Source organism: Novosphingobium sp. HNCC26DJ243, from assembly GCF_057180545.1.
In genome coordinates this window covers 99,986-115,567 of sequence record NZ_JBXUGN010000001.1, presented here as the reverse complement: position 1 = coordinate 115,567, position 15,582 = coordinate 99,986, and the positions used below count along the sequence as shown (strand labels likewise).

Sequence of the window (15,582 nt, the reverse complement as noted above, 5' to 3'; positions counted from 1 at the left end):
GGCCACGATGACCCACTACCAGTCCACTCTCCTCCGCCTGCTCGACGAGCGCGGCTACATCCACCAGCTGACCGATGCCGAAGGCCTCGACAAGCTGGCGAGCGGGAGCGTGGTTCCGGGCTATATCGGCTTCGACGCGACCGCGCCATCGCTTCACGTGGGCAGCCTCGTGCAGATCATGATGCTGCGTCGGTTGCAGCAGGCGGGGCACAAGCCCGTCGTCCTCATGGGCGGCGGCACGACGCGGATCGGCGATCCGACCGGGCGCGATGAAAGCCGCAAGATGCTGACCGACCAGACCATTGAGGACAACATTGCCTCGATCCGCCAGGTGTTCAGTCGCCTTTTGGCCTTCGGCGACGGCCCGACCGATGCAATCATGGTGAACAACCACGATTGGCTCGGCAAGCTGGGCTATATCGAATTGCTTCAGGAAGTCGGGACTCACTTCACGGTCAATCGCATGCTCACCTTCGATTCGGTGAAGCTGCGGCTTGATCGCGAACAGCCGATGACCTTCCTCGAATTCAACTACATGATCCTGCAGGGTTACGACTTCCGCCATCTCAACAAGGAGATGGGCGTGCGCCTGCAGATGGGTGGTTCGGATCAGTGGGGCAACATCGTCAACGGCATCGAACTGACCCGTCGCAAGGATGCACGCGAGGTGTTCGGTCTGACCACGCCGCTGCTGACCACGGCCGATGGCAAGAAGATGGGCAAGACTGCGGCAGGGGCCGTCTGGCTCAACGAAGACGCTCTGCCTGCCTGGGACTTCTGGCAGTACTGGCGCAATGCCGATGACCGCGATGTCGGCAAGTTCCTGCGGCTGTTTACCGATCTGCCGCTCGACGAAATCGCCCGCCTTGAATCGCTTGAAGGCAGCGAGATCAACAACGCCAAGATCGTGCTGGCCAACGAAGTGACGCGACTCGTCCGCGGCGATGAAGCGGCCAGGGCTGCCGAAGCGACGGCCGCTGCCACTTTTGCCGGGGGGGGAATCGGGCAGGATCTTCCAACATTCGAAGTGGCCGGGGATGGCATCGGAATCATCGATGCGTTGATCGGACTTGGATTTGCGGCAAGCCGAGGTGAAGCCAAAAGACTGGTTTCCGGTGGTGGTGCTCGTGTCGATGGCGTGTCGATAGCTGACGAAGGCCACAGCATCACACTGAACGAAAAAGAAATTCGGGTTTCTTCGGGCAAGAAGAAGCACGGAATTCTGCGCAAGGCGTGAAAGAAGTTTAGCGAAGCCTAACGGCAAAGGCTTGCCGCTTCCGGCACGCTTTTGCCGCGGCTTTACCAAATATTCGCCAATTCGGACCTAGTACTGTCGTTCCACACCGGACGCCAGAGGAGGAACGATGCGCGGCGGAGCCCAGCTTTCAGTCACCGACTTGCGTCGGTCGACGCGCCATCCGGTCAATCTTCCGGTCATCGGCGAACACCGCGTGCGCGGCGATATCATGCTGCAATTGTCCAATGTCTCGACAACCGGCTTCATGGCGCAAGGCGTCGAGGGTCTTGGACGGGGCGAACGTGTGACCATCCGCCTGCCTCAGGTTGGGCGGATCGAAGCTTTCCTTGTGTGGAGCGACGGAGACCGGGCGGGCTTCCAGTTCGAGCGCATCATCCGGCTGGACGATTTCGCCAAGCTGATCAAGGCACTGCAACCCAACCCGAAGATGCGCGCGACTCACTGAGCGCTGCCCATCCATGTGGATGGGGCAGGCCAAAATTTGCTTTCTTGGCAATGGGGCTCGTGGCTGGCATTGCCGCGTGGTGACGGCAAGTATTCCCCCCGTCGGCAAGCTGCCGACATCGCCCATGGCAATTCCCGACTACCGGCGGTTCTGGATCGCGCGGTTCTTCTCGGTCGTGGCCACTTCGGGCATGGTCGTGATCCTGGGCTACCAGCTCTACGACATCGCGCGCAGCGAATACGGGATGTCCATTGCCCAGGCAGCATTCCAGCTCGGCCTGCTCGGCCTTGCCCAGTTTCTTCCACTGTTTCTGCTGACCCCGGTGGCTGGTGTGGTGGCCGACAGGTTTGACCGGCGGACTGTCGCCGGGCTTTCGATCTGCCTCGATCTCACGATCGCGCTGACCCTGGCGATCGTTACGCAGATCGGCATTCTGTCCCTCCCGCTCCTGTTCGGGCTCGCGGCCCTTCACGGAACGGCGCGCGTCTTCATCGGCCCCGCCCTTGCCTCGATCGCGCCAAACATCGTGCCCGCCGAACTGATGCCAAAGGCGGTGGCGATCAATTCGATGGCCTGGCAGACGGGTTCGGTTGCTGGACCGGCCATTGCAGGTCTGCTATTCGCGGGGCACCCCTCGCTGCCATACTGGACATCGGTTGCGCTTCTGGTGCTTTCGGCATCGTGCGTGTTCGGTATCCGCCGCCTTCCCGCCCCTCCCGGCAATCGCGACGTTCACCCCATCCGCCAGATCCGCGAAGGTCTCTCTTTTGTCTGGAAAGATCGCTTCCTGCTGGGCTGCATTTCGCTGGACCTGTTCGCGGTCCTGCTCGGCGGCGCCACCGCGCTTCTGCCGGTGTTTGCGCGCGACGTGCTGTTCCTTAACGGCCATCCGGTGGGCGCAGATGGCCTGGGCATCATGCGCGCGATGCCCGGCCTTGGTGCCGCGCTTGTCACGATCGGCCTCGCGCGGCGCCCGATTGTCAGCCAGGTAGGCAACAAGATGCTGCTGGGCGTGGCAGTCTATGGCCTGTTCACGATCGGCTTCGGCCTATCGCACAATTTCTATCTCTCTCTTTTCATGCTTGCGGGCATCGGCGCTGCCGACATGGTCTCGGTTTATATCCGCAATACATTGGTGCAGTTGCACACGCCGGATGCCGTGCGCGGACGCGTCTCGTCGATTTCGGGACTTGCCATATCGGCATCGAACGAACTGGGTGAGATGCAATCCGGCATGGCCGCTGCATTGCTTGGCGCAGTTGGCGCAGTGATTTTCGGCGGCGTAGGCGCAATCGCCGTGACCGCGATCTGGTTTGTGTTCTTCCCCGAACTGAAGAACGCACGAACCTTTGCAGCCCGGTACAGATCGTCCTAAAGTCTCCCCAATTCACCACAAGGAGCCAAGCGAAATGAGAGCGGATTCCATTCTTGCCACGATCGGCAATACCCCGCACGTTCGCCTGTCCCGCCTGTTTCCCGACCACGAGGTATGGGTGAAGAGCGAGCGTGCCAATCCTGGCGGCTCGATCAAGGACAGGATCGGCCTCGCCATGATCGAGGCCGCCGAAGCCGACGGCAGCCTGCGACCGGGTGGCACGATCATCGAACCGACATCGGGCAACACCGGCATTGGCCTTGCCATGGCAGCGGCCGTCAAGGGCTACCGGCTCGTACTCGTCATGCCCGAATCGATGTCTCTCGAGCGTCGCCGGCTGATGCTGGCCTATGGCGCCACGTTTGACCTCACCCCGCGCGAAAAGGGCATGAAGGGTGCGATCGAACGCGCCAAGGAACTGGTCGAGCAGACCGATGGCGCGTGGATGCCCCAGCAGTTCGACAATCCTGCCAACGTTGCGGTCCACGTGCGCACGACCGCGCAGGAAATCCTCAAGGACTTCGCCAGCGAACCGATCGACGTGCTGATCACTGGAGTCGGCACCGGCGGACACCTGACCGGCTGTGCCGAGGAACTGAAGAAGCACTGGCCTTCGATGAAAGCCTATGCGGTCGAGCCGACGCTTTCCCCGGTCATCTCGGGCGGCCAGCCGGCGCCACACCCGATTCAGGGCATCGGTGCCGGCTTCATCCCCGGCAACCTGCACACGCAGTCGATCGACGGTGCAATTCAGGTCGATCCGGCAGACGCCAAGGAAATGGCGCGGCTTTGTGCCTCGAAGGAAGGCATGCTCGTCGGCATTTCATCGGGCGCAACCCTGGCCGCGATCAAGCAGAAGCTGGCCAGCCTTCCCGCCGGAAGCCGCGTGCTGGGCTTCAACTACGATACGGGCGAGCGTTATCTGTCCGTGCCCGACTTCCTGCCGGAGTGAGTGCTTTGGCAGTCGAGCAGATCGACTATGCCGATGGCGAGGTGGCCCTCACCGGCTTCCTCGTCCGTCCGGCTGGACCGCCCCGCGCGGCGGTGCTGATCCTGCCGACTATCGCCAACTGCAACACCGCAATGATCCGCCGCGCCCACCTGCTGGCCGAGGCGGGCTATATTGCAATGATCGCAGACTTCTACGGCGTGCAGGTCCGCGATTTCGACCATGCGCGCGAACTGTCGGGGCCCTTGCGGGCAAGCGCCGATAGCTATCGCAAGCGTCTGCGCGCGGGATTGGATGCGCTGGTGAGGCTGCCCGATGCAAAGGGCCTTCCCGTCGCAGCCATCGGCTATTGCATGGGCGGACAGGCAGCGCTCGAGCTGGCGCGCGACGGCGCGGATCTCGTTCTGGCGGCCAGTTTCCACGGCCTGCTCGACACGCAAGCACCCGCAGCTTCAGGTGCGATCAAGACCCGCATCCTCGTCTGCCACGGCGATGCTGATCCGATGGTCCCGCGTTCGCAGGTCATGGCCTTCTGGGAGGAAATGGACGCAGCCGGAGCCGACTGGCACTTCCACAGCTACAGCGGCGTCAAGCATGGCTTCACCGACCCCGGCAGCGACGCACGCGGCATGGCGGCTATCGGATATGACGAAAGCGCAGACCGGCAAAGCTGGGCTGCACTGATGGAGCTGCTGGACGAGGTGCTCGCAGCTTGAGCATGGTCATCCTCATCCTGATTTCGAGCGTGCAGGGTCTGGTCGTCTTCGGTTCTGCCTACGCCTTTTGGAATTGGCGAAGCGTCAGCAACGGATGGCTCAAGGCACCGTTGATTCTGTTGTCATGGCTGGCTTGGTGCATCCTGACAATCGCAGGCTACGCAGCTCTTGGCGGTGATGGCGGCTTGATGGACGGCTTCGGGCTGGTCCTCATCCTCTGCATCACCGCCTTGCTTGGAAGTCTGCTTTTCCTTCTCGGCTGGCTGCTGGCCTGACGGATCAGGCAATCGCCAGCTGCTCGGGCGTCAGCGCCATGATCGTCTCGCTGCCAGCTTCGACCTGACGGCGCAGGGCTCCTGCCTCGGTGGTGTAGCGAGTCGCCCAGTGGCGGGCGCAGGCGAGCTTGGCTTCGTAGAATGCCTTGTCGTCGGCGCCGTCGGCAATCGCCGCTGCAGCCACCTTTGCCATGCGCAACCACATCAGGCCGAGAGAGACGATCCCGGTCAACGTCATGTAGGCATAGGCGCCCGCGCCGAGGTTGTTCGGGTTGGCCATCGCATTCTGCATGAACCACATCGTCGCTGCCTTCATCTCGCCTGTGGCCTTGGCAAGCCGCTCGGCAACCAGCTTGACCGTCTCGTCGGCGGAGTCTTCGGCGCATTCGCCATCCACCAGCGCGAAGAAGCGCTGGACCGCGCGACCGCCATTGAGCGCAAGCTTGCGCCCGGCAAGGTCCATCGCCTGCACGCCATTGGTGCCTTCGTAGATCATGGCGATGCGGGCATCGCGCACGAACTGCTCCATGCCATTCTCGGCGATGTAGCCGTGGCCGCCCCAGATCTGCTGCATGTCGGTGGCGGTCTTGTAACCCATGTCGGTGCCGTAGCCCTTGATCACGGGCGTCAGCAGGCTGATCAGGTCGTCCGCTTCCTGACGATCGGCTTCGGTGGCGCCCTTGTGGGTGAGGTCAACCTGCAGGGCGCCCCACAGGCAAAGCGCGCGCATGCCCTCGACGAAGGTCTTGGCGTCCATCAGCATGCGGCGAACGTCCGGATGAACGATGATCGGATCGGCACGCTCCTGCGGTTCGGCCGGACCCGTCAGCGCGCGGCCCTGACGGCGATCGAGCGCGTAGGCAAGGCCGTTCTGATAGGCGACCTCGGCCTGGGCAAGGCCCTGCATGCCGACGCCAAGGCGCGCGGCATTCATCATGATGAACATGGCGGCGAGGCCCTTGTTCTCCTCCCCGACCAGCCAGCCCTTCGCGCCATCGTAATTCATCACGCAGGTGGCATTGCCGTGAATACCCATCTTCTCCTCGATGGACCCCACGGTAACCGCGTTCTTCTCGCCCAGAGAGCCATCGGCTTTGACGATGAATTTGGGCACGATGAACAGCGAAATGCCCTTGCTCGATTCCGGCGCGCCGGGGGTTTTCGCAAGGACGAGGTGAATGATGTTCTCGGTCAGGTCATGGTCGCCCGCCGAAATGAAGATCTTCGTGCCGGTGATCGCCCAGGAACCGTCAGTCCCGGGCACCGCGCGCGTGCGGATCAGACCGAGGTCGGTGCCGCAGTGCGGTTCGGTCAGGTTCATCGTGCCGAGCCATTCTCCGCTTACCATCTTGGGCAGGTACATGGCCTGCTGCTCGGGCGAACCCTTTTCGCGGATGGCCGAGATCGCGCCGTTGGCAAGGCCCGGATACATCGCGAAAGCCTGGTTCGCGGTGGCGAGGTACTTTTCCATCACGAAACCCATGACGTGCGGCAGCCCCTGCCCGCCGAATTGCTCGGGCGCGGAAAGCGTGCCCCAGCCGCCTTCGACATACTGGCGGTAGGCGTCCTTGAATCCCGCCGGCGTCGTTACGCTGCCATCGGGGTGGCGCGTGCAGCCTTCCTTGTCACCTGAAAGGTTCAGCGGGGCGATCACTTCCGACACGAAGCGGCCGGCTTCCTCGATGATCGCATCGGTCATGTCCTGCGTGGCGCTCTCGAAGCCGGGCAGTTCGCCATAGCTTTCGAGGCGGAGCAGTTCGTTGACGACGAAACGGGTGTCGCGCGTCGGCGCAGTGTAAATCGGCATGGTATCCTGTCCCTTGGTCTCAGGCGTCCGGATTGCGGCCTTCGGACCGCTCCTTGGCGATGACAAGATCGACGAAGCTGGTCAGTTCATCGATGGTCGCAGCAATGTCTGCCTGCTGCCGCTGGAGATTTTCGATCCGCTCGCGGCACTTGGCGAGAGTGACGCGGCGCTGCTCGGCGCGTCCGTCACCCATGTCGTAGAGGTCGATCATGTCGCGGATTTCGGCGAGGCTGAAACCCACGTTCTTGGCGCGCATGATCCACGCCAGGCGCGCACGGTCACGCTTTGAATAGATGCGTGACAGGCCCATGCGCGTCGGCGCGATCAGGCCCTCGTCCTCATAGAAACGCAAGGCGCGTGCAGTCACGCCGAACTCGTTGGAGAGATCGGAGATCGTGAACTGATCACGCTTCAGCGCATCGGGCTGATCGAGGTGACCGGTATGGTCGCGAGTCGCTACGGCATCATGCTGAGACATGACGCGCACACTATCTGCCCTTTACGTAAGCGTCAATCGGCTATGCGAACCAGCTGGCCGTCGCCATCCAGCTTGCGATAGAAGCAGGTCGGCGCGAGCGTGTGGCAGGCGGGTCCTGCAGGTTCCACGCGCAACTCCAGCGCGTCCTGATCGCAATCGACGCGAATCTCGATCACGCGCAGCACGTGACCCGAGCTTTCGCCTTTCATCCACAGCCGTCCGCGTGACCGCGAATGGAAGTGTGCGAACCCTGTTTCACAAGTTTTGGCAATCGCTTCGGCATCCATGTGCGCCAGCATCAGCAAGGCGCCACTGGCGTGGTCCACCGCCACTGCGGTCACCAACCCTGCTGAGTCGAATTTCGGCATGAATTCAGCGCCCTGCTCACGCCGGGCAGTCTCTTCCAGGGTACTCAAGTGCACATCACCTTCCTGCCTCGATCCATGCGATCGGGACTTGTTGCACGATAACCACAACACCGTCGCAAAATCCATGTCCGAACCATAACGGACTTTCGCTGCGGGCATGAATGAACGATTAAGACTGCGCGGTTTGAGGGAACCGCAGACTGAACAGCCGGAAGGCACGGACGAAGCGCCAATGTTCAGGGAATACATGAGGGGCTGATTGGAAGTCCTGCAGCAGGCCGAAGAGGCCGCGCGGAATCCGATCGGTTGGTGAGGGAATATGGCGGGACGGTCAGGGGGCCGTCGATATCGCGGTTTACGCGAACGCCCGCAGAAATTCGTCACGACGGCGCCCGGAGCTCACGCTCCGGGCGTTTCCGTTTGCAGCAAGCCGGATTCGTACCCGACTTGTCCTCGCGCCACATCCAGCGCTTCGTCGAGAACGCGCGCGAAGCAGGCTATGCGAACTTGTGCCACCCCTGCGCGGCGAAGTGCCGAAATGCAGGCATTCGTTGTCGCACCACTCGTCATCACGTCGTCCACAAGCAGGACGTTCGCGCCGCGCAAGTCGGCTGCCCGTCGCGGGTGAGGCACGATCGCGCCTGAAAGCGCACGGGCGCGGGCCTTGCGGTTCAGCCCGCCCAGAGACGGCGTCGGCCTCTGGCGCACCAGACCGTCCACCAGCAGTCGCTGCCCGGCCATCCGGGCGATTGTCGCGGCAATGAGCGCTGACTGGTTGAAGCCGCGCCTCAGGATACGCCAGCGATGCAAGGGAACCGGCAAGACCAGCCATTCGCCGTCGAGGGCCGGAAGGCGCGCCTTGATCATCCGCGCCATCATCGGCGCCAGCCCCACGCGACGGCCATGCTTGAGCGCGACGACAAGCGCGCGCGACGTGTCATTGTAGAGCGTGGCTGCAGCAATCCCGGCATGGCGCGGCGGCTCTGCCATGCAGGGCGCACAGATCAGGTTCGCACCCTCGCCCTCGTCCAGCCCGTCCCCCAAGGGTCGCTGACACAGCGAACAGCAAGTCCCTGACGGCACCACCAGCTTGGCCCAGCAGGCAAGACAAAGCCCGCCATGCTCCGCGATCGGCAGACCGCACAGCGGACATCGTGGCGGAAAGACGAAATCGACGACAGAGTTGAAAGCGGCAAGGCGCATGGCCAGTGCATAGTCCCGGCCAAGCGGCCCCTTGGCAAGAGCGCGCCGGACGGGCAATGCCCGCAAATGGCCACCTCGCCCCCCGTTATTTTCGCGCCAAAACGGCGCAATGCCCTCCGTAAGCGCATGGCCGGCTTGCAAGCGCAACCCGATGCGCCGCGATACATCGCCGAAGACATGGTCGACGACGTTCTCGACCGGCTGTCGTTCCTGCGGCACGAACCGGCGCGGGCACTGGTGATCGGGGACTGGACAGGCGCACTGGCCTCCGGCCTCTCATGCCCCCTGGTCGATTGCCGGGATCCTGCTCTCGGAGCCAATCCGCTCGACGAGGAAGCGCCGCTGCCGGCCGGGCCCGGCTACGATTTCATTGCCAGCCTCGGTACGCTCGATACGGTGAACGACCTGCCCGGCGCGCTGGTCCATCTGCGCCGCGCACTAGCCGACGGGGGCCTGATGATCGCCTGCTTCATGGCTGCAGGATCGCTGCCTGCCTTGCGCGACATCATGCTCGAAGCCGACGGCGAGCGGCCCTCACCGCGCGTACATCCGCAAGTGGACGTTCGCGCCGGGGGGCAGTTGCTCCAGCGCTGCGGCTTCGCCGATCCCGTTGTCGATAGCCACCATCTGGACGTACGGTTCAGCTCGTTCGAGCGGTTGATCGGAGACATTCGCGCACAAGGCCTCGGCAACTGCCTAGCCCGCGCAGGAGCGCCGCTCGGCAAGGCTGCCCTCGCCCGCGCGCATCGGGCCTTTGCCGCGCGCGCCGATGCCGACGGCAAGGTGACCGAGCGCTTCGAGATCCTGACGCTGAGCGGGTGGGCAAAACCGCTTCGCCCACCCAAGTTCTGATCGTTCAGCCGAGCGCGGCCTGCGCTGCGGCAAGACGGGCGATCGGCACGCGGTACGGACTGGCCGAGACGTAATCGAGGCCGGTTTTTTCGCAGAACGCGATCGAAGCCGGATCGCCGCCGTGTTCGCCGCAAATGCCCAGCTTGAGATCGGGCCGGGTCTTGCGCCCGCGCTCGGCAGCCAGTTCTACCAGCTGCCCCACACCCTCGATGTCGAGGCTCACGAACGGATCGCGCGGATAGATGCCCTGCTCGACATAAGGGTTGAGGAAGCGCGCCGCGTCGTCCCTCGAAACACCCAGAGTAGTCTGGGTCAAGTCGTTGGTGCCGAACGAGAAGAACTTGGCTTCTTCCGCGATCTCACCGGCCATCAACGCAGCGCGCGGCAGCTCGATCATCGTGCCCACGAGATACTCGAGCGTGCGGCCCTTCTCGGCAAAGACCTCAAGCGCGACGCGATCGACCAGTGCCCGGAGTATTTCGAGCTCCTTGCGCGTGGCCACGAGCGGGATCATTACCTCGGGAATGGGGGCAAGGCCGCTCTTGTCCGCAACGTCGCACGCCGCCTCGAAGATGGCGCGGGCCTGCATCTCATAGATTTCGGGGAACGTGATGCCGAGGCGGCAACCGCGATGGCCGAGCATCGGATTGAACTCGTGGAGTTCGCCCGCACGGCGCTTGAGATGTTCGACGCCAAGGCCGGTGGCTTCGGCCAGTTCGGCAAACTCGGCGTCGGCGTGCGGCAGGAACTCGTGCAGCGGCGGATCGAGCAGGCGGATCGTGACCGGCAGGCCGGCCATGACCTCGAAGATTGACTGGAAGTCGCTCCGCTGTTCGGGCAGCAGCTTGGCCAGCGCCATGCGCCGCCCCGCTTCGTCCTCGGCCAGGATCATCTGGCGTACGGCCGAAATGCGGCCAGCTTCGAAGAACATGTGTTCGGTGCGGCACAGCCCGATGCCCTCGGCGCCGAACTGGCGCGCGACCTGGCAATCGAGCGGGGTTTCGGCGTTGGTGCGCACCTTCATGCGGCGATGCTTGTCGGCCCAGACCATGAGCGTGCCGAAATCGCCTACCAGCTCGGGCTCGACCGTCGCGACCTTGCCGGCCATCACGTCTCCGTTCGAACCATCGAGCGTGATCACGTCGCCTTCGCGCAGTTCGCGATTGCCGATGCGCGCGGTGCGGCTCGCCATGTCGATCGACAGCGCCGAGGCGCCCGACACGCAAGGGCGGCCCATCCCGCGGGCAACAACGGCCGCGTGTGACGTCATGCCGCCACGCGCGGTCAGGATGCCCTTGGCGGCATGCATGCCGTGAATGTCCTCGGGGCTGGTTTCCACGCGAACGAGGATGACCGCTTCGCCGCGCTCGGCCAGCGTCTGCGCGGTATCGGCGTCGAACACGACCGCGCCCGAAGCCGCGCCGGGCGATGCCGGCAGGCCCTTGGTCAGAACGTCGCGTGTCGCCTTGGGATCGAGCGTCGGGTGCAAGAGCTGGTCGAGAGCCATCGGATCGATGCGGCGGATCGCGGTCGCCTCGTCGATCAGGCCCTCACCGACCATGTCCACCGCCATCTTGAGCGCGGCCTTGGCGGTGCGCTTGCCCGAGCGGGTCTGCAGCATCCACAGCTTGCCCTGCTCGACGGTAAACTCGATGTCCTGCATGTCCTTGTAGTGCTTTTCGAGCAGCTCGAACACGGCAGCAAGCTCACCATAGGCCTCGGGCATCGACTCTTCCATCGACAGCGGCTTGGCCCCTGCCCGCTCGCGCGCGGCCAGCGTGAGGTACTGCGGCGTGCGGATGCCGGCGACGACATCCTCGCCCTGCGCATTGACCAGCCATTCGCCGTAATAGGCCTTTTCGCCGGTTGCAGGGTCACGCGTGAAGGCAACGCCGGTGGCCGAAGTGTCACCCATGTTGCCGAAGACCATGGCCTGCACGTTTACGGCAGTGCCCCAATCGGCGGGAATGTCGTTCAGGCGGCGATAGACCTTGGCGCGGTCCGATTCCCATGAATCGAACACGGCGCCGATTGCGCCCCACAGTTGTTCGTGCACGTCTTGCGGGAACGGGCGGCCAAGCTGCTCTTCGACAATGGCCTTGTATTCGCCGACCAGCGCCTGCCAATGCTCGGCGCCCATCTCAACATCGTTGAAGAAACCGTGGTCTTCCTTGATGATTTCAAGGGCATCCTCAAACCGATGATGATCGAGACCCAGAACGACGTCGGAATACATCTGGATGAAGCGGCGATAGCTGTCCCATGCAAAGCGCGCGTCGCCCGATCCGGCGGCAAGACCTTCGACCGTGAAGTCGTTGAGGCCGAGGTTGAGCACAGTGTCCATCATGCCAGGCATCGACACGCGCGCGCCCGAGCGTACCGAGACGAGCAACGGGTTAGCTGAATCCCCGAAGACGCGGCCCGTGGCTGTCTCGACGTGCGCAACGCCATTGGCCACGCCTTCGCGCAGGGCCTCGTCAAAGGTCTTGCCACTGGCATTGTAGGCCGTGCAGACTTCGGTGGTGATCGTGAAGCCGGGAGGCACCGGCAGGCCGATCCCGGCCATCTCGGCCAAGTTCGCGCCCTTGCCGCCAACGATCGTCTTGTCCTTGGCCCGCGCCTCTGTCGAGGTTGCACCGCCGCCGAAGTGGAATACGTATGCACTCATGCCTGAACGAGGCTCCCTGAAAACCGCTGTTATTGCCGGAACCGACCCCGGAGTCGGGTCGGCCTTTAGCCTTCTATGCGCGAAAAGTCCGCAACTTTGTGCACTGCAGCACGAAAACGGTCAAGCAGCGCGAGGCGACTGGAACGCTTGTTAGCGTCCGCGTCATTCACCGTGACGCCCTCGAAAAAAGCGTCGATGGGCGCACGAAGGCTCGCAAGCGCGGCCATGGCAGCGGTGAAGTCCTCGGCGGCGATGGCTGCATCGGCGCGCGGACCTGCCGCCTCGAGCGAGGCAATGAGATCCGCTTCGGCAGGCTCCGGCTCATAGGCCAGCACGCTCGGCGCGTGGGCCATCTGGTTGGCAATGCCTTCGAACGCGGGATCGTCGACCATGACCAGCGGATCTTCCTCGCCGTCCGCCGGGATCATGTCCGACGCCGAGAAGCCTTCCTTCTTGAGAATGTTCGCCGCGCGCTTGTAGCCTGCAAGGAGGTTTGCGCCATCCTCGGTGGTGACGAAGGCCTGAAGCGCATGAACGCGGGCGAGCAGGCGGACGAGATCGTCCTCACCGCCTAGCGCAAACACGGCATCGATCAGGTCATGACGAACGCCCGCTTCACGCTGCTGGACCTTGAGGCGGTCGGCGAAGAAGGTGAGAAGCTCTGCGGAAGCGTCATCGACCGCGATACTTTGGTTGCGATAGAGTTGCGCAGACGCCCCGAACAACCGGCCCAGCGACAACCGCAAGTTGTTTTCGGTGATGAGGCGGATTGTTCCGAGAGCTGCACGACGCAGCGCAAACGGGTCCTTAGAACCGGTAGGCTTCAGATCAGCTCCAAAGAACCCGACAAGTGCATCGATCTTATCGACCAACGCTGCGAGGATTGAAACTCCATCGGACGGAACCGCATCTGCTTGGCCAGCTGGCTTGTAATGATCCCGCACCGCTGCAACGACGTCTGCTGGCAGTCCTTCGGCCTTGGCGTAATACCCGCCCATCAGGCCCTGAAGTTCCGGAAACTCTCCGACCATTTCGGTCACCAAGTCGGCCTTGAGGATCCCGGCAGCCCGCCTTGCGGCCGGGATCGCCTCGCGGAGCTGCCCCTCGAAATCATCAACGAGCGCGACGAAGCGTTCTTGACGCTGTGCCACAGTCCCCAGCTTCTCATGGAACGTAATCCGCGCCAGCTTCTCGGCGTGTTCGGCCAGCGGCTTTTTCTTGTCCTGCTCCCAGAAGAAGCGGGCGTCCGAGAGGCGCGCGGCGAGAACCTTGCGGTTGCCGTCGACGATGGCCGCGCCGCCATCTTTGGCCTCGATGTTGGCCGTGCAGACGAAGGCGTTGGCGAGCTTTCCGGCAGCATCGCGGCAGATGAAATACTTCTGGTTTATCCGTGCGGTAAGCTGAATGACTTCAGGCGGAACCTCAAGAAACGCCTCGTCGAAGCGGCCGAGCAGGGGCGCGGGCCATTCGGTCAGCCCAGCGTTCTCGATCACCAGCCCTTCGTCCTCGACCAGCACCAGACCGGCGGCCTCGGCCACGGCCTTGGCCTTGTCGCGGATCAGCGCTTCGCGTTCCGCGTGATCGACGATCACGTGGCAGGCGCGCAGTTTCTCGGCATAGTCGTGCGCACTGCCGATGGTGATCTCGCCAGGGCAGTGGAAGCGGTGGCCGCGCGTGGCGTAGCCCGAACGGATGCCGCCGATCTCGCATTCGACGAGGTCTTCGCCGAGAAGCGCGACGATACCCGAAAGCGGGCGCACCCAGCGCAAGCTCTCGGTCGAAAGCGAGGTCGCGCCCCACCGCTGGCTCTTGGGCCAGGGGAACGCTCGGATGATCGCGGGGATCGCTTCGGCCAGCACGTCCTTCGTGGCGCGACCGGGCTTTTCGGTGACGGCGAACCACACGCCGTCGCGTTCGGTCAACTGGTCCTTCGAAAGGCCCGTCTTGCGCAGGAACCCTTCCAGTGCCTGTTCGGGCGCGGAGGTCTTGGGGCCCTTGGTTTCCTCGGACACTGCCTCGGTCGCCAGCGGCAGGTCGCGCGCGATCAGGGCAAGGCGGCGCGGCGTGGACCAGACGGTCACCTCGCCTGCGTTCAGCCCGGCAGCGGCCAGTTCCCTGGCAAAGAGCTTGGCCAGATCGGCACGGGCGCCAGCCTGCATGCGCGCCGGAATTTCCTCGCAGCGAAGTTCCAGAAGGAAATCGGTCACTTGCTCCACTCCGGATACTGGGCAGTCCACTGGTCTTCGAACTTGGCCATGTAGGCCTCGCAACTTCCGCGCGCGAGATCGCGGACGCGACCCATGTAGCTGGCGCGTTCCTGCACCGAAATCACGCCGCGTGCCTGCAGCAGGTTGAACAGGTGACTGGCCTCGATCGCCTGCTCATAGGCGGCAATGGGTACATCGGCTTCGAGACTGCGCTGGCATTCGGCCTCGGCGCGGCGGAAGCCTTCGAACAGGCTTTCGGTATCGGCGACTTCGAAGTTCCACTTCGACATCTGCTTCTCGTTCTCGAGAAACACCTCGCCATAAGTCACGCCGTGATTGTTGAAGGCGAGGTCATAGACGTTGTCGACGCCCTGAATGTACATCGCCAGACGCTCGAGCCCATAGGTCAGTTCACCCGCCACGGGCTTGCAATCGAACCCGCCCATCTGCTGGAAATAGGTGAACTGGGTGACTTCCATGCCATCGCACCACACTTCCCAGCCGAGGCCCCATGCGCCCAAAGTCGGGGATTCCCAGTCGTCTTCCACGAAGCGGATGTCGTGCACCAGCGGATCGATGCCGATCACGCCGAGCGACTGGAGGTAAAGCTCCTGCAGGTTTTCAGGGGAAGGCTTCAGGATCACCTGATACTGGTAGTAGTGCTGCAGCCGATTGGGGTTCTCGCCATAGCGGCCATCTGTCGGGCGGCGGCAGGGCTGGACGAAGGCGGCGTTCCACGGCTCGGGCCCCAGCGCGCGCAGCGTGGTCGCGGTATGGAAGGTCCCTGCGCCCATGCGCATGTCATAAGGCTGGAGGATCAGGCAGCCCTGCTCCCCCCAGAAAGCATGAAGGCGCAGGATCATGTCCTGCAGACTGAGCGGCGCCTTGACGGGCGCTGTGGGCGGCGTGTTCAATGTATCGGCCATGGTCGCGCGGCTTTGGCCGATGAGCCGCCCCAAATCAACCTTTTCGGGTGAAAGT

At 63.5% G+C, this 15,582-nt stretch carries 14 protein-coding genes; 7 read left to right on the top strand and 7 right to left on the bottom strand.

The window, feature by feature from the left end; all coding sequences use genetic code 11:
- The first annotated feature begins 7 nt into the window (after positions 1-7).
- From tyrS to AC2A04_RS00570, 6 genes are all read left to right on the top strand, one after another.
- Positions 8-1,237: a tyrosine--tRNA ligase gene (tyrS, locus tag AC2A04_RS00595; protein ID WP_484210376.1), complete on the top strand. Its 1,230-nt coding sequence runs from the start codon at positions 8-10 to the stop codon at positions 1,235-1,237.
- A 127-nt stretch (positions 1,238-1,364) separates the two neighbouring features.
- The gene (locus AC2A04_RS00590) at positions 1,365-1,703 is read left to right on the top strand and encodes a PilZ domain-containing protein (RefSeq protein WP_484210375.1); all 339 of its coding nucleotides are present in this window, start codon (positions 1,365-1,367) and stop codon (positions 1,701-1,703) included.
- 124 nt (positions 1,704-1,827) lie between these two features.
- Positions 1,828-3,078, top strand: coding sequence for an MFS transporter (locus tag AC2A04_RS00585; RefSeq protein ID WP_484210374.1), 1,251 nt, complete (start codon positions 1,828-1,830; stop codon positions 3,076-3,078).
- Positions 3,079-3,112: 34 nt separating this feature from the next.
- Positions 3,113-4,030 carry a cysteine synthase A gene (cysK, locus tag AC2A04_RS00580; protein WP_484210373.1) on the top strand — a complete coding sequence of 306 codons (918 nt, stop codon included), beginning with the start codon at positions 3,113-3,115 and terminating at the stop codon, positions 4,028-4,030.
- Between the two features lie 5 nt (positions 4,031-4,035).
- Positions 4,036-4,743, top strand: coding sequence for a dienelactone hydrolase family protein (locus tag AC2A04_RS00575; RefSeq protein ID WP_484210372.1), 708 nt, complete (start codon positions 4,036-4,038; stop codon positions 4,741-4,743).
- Positions 4,740-5,018: a hypothetical protein gene (locus AC2A04_RS00570; RefSeq protein ID WP_484210371.1), complete on the top strand. Its 279-nt coding sequence runs from the start codon at positions 4,740-4,742 to the stop codon at positions 5,016-5,018. Before AC2A04_RS00575 ends, AC2A04_RS00570 begins: the two co-directional genes overlap by 4 nt.
- A gap of 4 nt (positions 5,019-5,022) precedes the next feature.
- On the opposite strand, the gene AC2A04_RS00565 is transcribed toward AC2A04_RS00570, so the two are convergent.
- From AC2A04_RS00565 to AC2A04_RS00550, 4 genes are all read right to left on the bottom strand, one after another.
- Positions 5,023-6,825, bottom strand: a complete 1,803-nt coding sequence (locus tag AC2A04_RS00565) for an acyl-CoA dehydrogenase C-terminal domain-containing protein (RefSeq protein ID WP_484210370.1) — start codon at positions 6,823-6,825, stop codon at positions 5,023-5,025.
- Positions 6,826-6,844: 19 nt separating this feature from the next.
- The gene (locus AC2A04_RS00560; RefSeq protein ID WP_484210369.1) at positions 6,845-7,303 is read right to left on the bottom strand and encodes a MerR family transcriptional regulator; all 459 of its coding nucleotides are present in this window, start codon (positions 7,301-7,303) and stop codon (positions 6,845-6,847) included.
- 32 nt (positions 7,304-7,335) lie between these two features.
- Positions 7,336-7,710, bottom strand: coding sequence for a phosphoribosyl-AMP cyclohydrolase (gene hisI / locus AC2A04_RS00555; RefSeq protein ID WP_484211659.1), 375 nt, complete (start codon positions 7,708-7,710; stop codon positions 7,336-7,338).
- A gap of 360 nt (positions 7,711-8,070) precedes the next feature.
- Positions 8,071-8,874: a double zinc ribbon domain-containing protein gene (locus AC2A04_RS00550; protein ID WP_484210368.1), complete on the bottom strand. Its 804-nt coding sequence runs from the start codon at positions 8,872-8,874 to the stop codon at positions 8,071-8,073.
- A gap of 126 nt (positions 8,875-9,000) precedes the next feature.
- On the opposite strand from AC2A04_RS00550, the gene AC2A04_RS00545 reads away from it, so the two are divergent.
- Positions 9,001-9,726 carry a class I SAM-dependent methyltransferase gene (locus AC2A04_RS00545; RefSeq protein WP_484210367.1) on the top strand — a complete coding sequence of 242 codons (726 nt, stop codon included), beginning with the start codon at positions 9,001-9,003 and terminating at the stop codon, positions 9,724-9,726.
- A 4-nt stretch (positions 9,727-9,730) separates the two neighbouring features.
- Here AC2A04_RS00545 and ppdK read toward each other — a convergent pair whose 3' ends face one another.
- The 3 genes from ppdK to AC2A04_RS00530 form a co-directional block, all read right to left on the bottom strand.
- Entirely contained in the window at positions 9,731-12,394 is a 2,664-nt protein-coding gene (gene ppdK / locus AC2A04_RS00540; protein WP_484210366.1) for a pyruvate, phosphate dikinase, read from the bottom strand.
- Between the two features lie 65 nt (positions 12,395-12,459).
- Complete coding sequence (gene glyS / locus AC2A04_RS00535; RefSeq protein ID WP_484210365.1) at positions 12,460-14,601, bottom strand: glycine--tRNA ligase subunit beta; 2,142 nt, start codon at positions 14,599-14,601, stop codon at positions 12,460-12,462.
- Positions 14,598-15,527, bottom strand: coding sequence for a glycine--tRNA ligase subunit alpha (locus AC2A04_RS00530; RefSeq protein ID WP_484210364.1), 930 nt, complete (start codon positions 15,525-15,527; stop codon positions 14,598-14,600). The genes glyS and AC2A04_RS00530 overlap by 4 nt, the downstream gene beginning before the upstream one ends.
- Between the last annotated feature and the right edge of the window lie 55 nt (positions 15,528-15,582).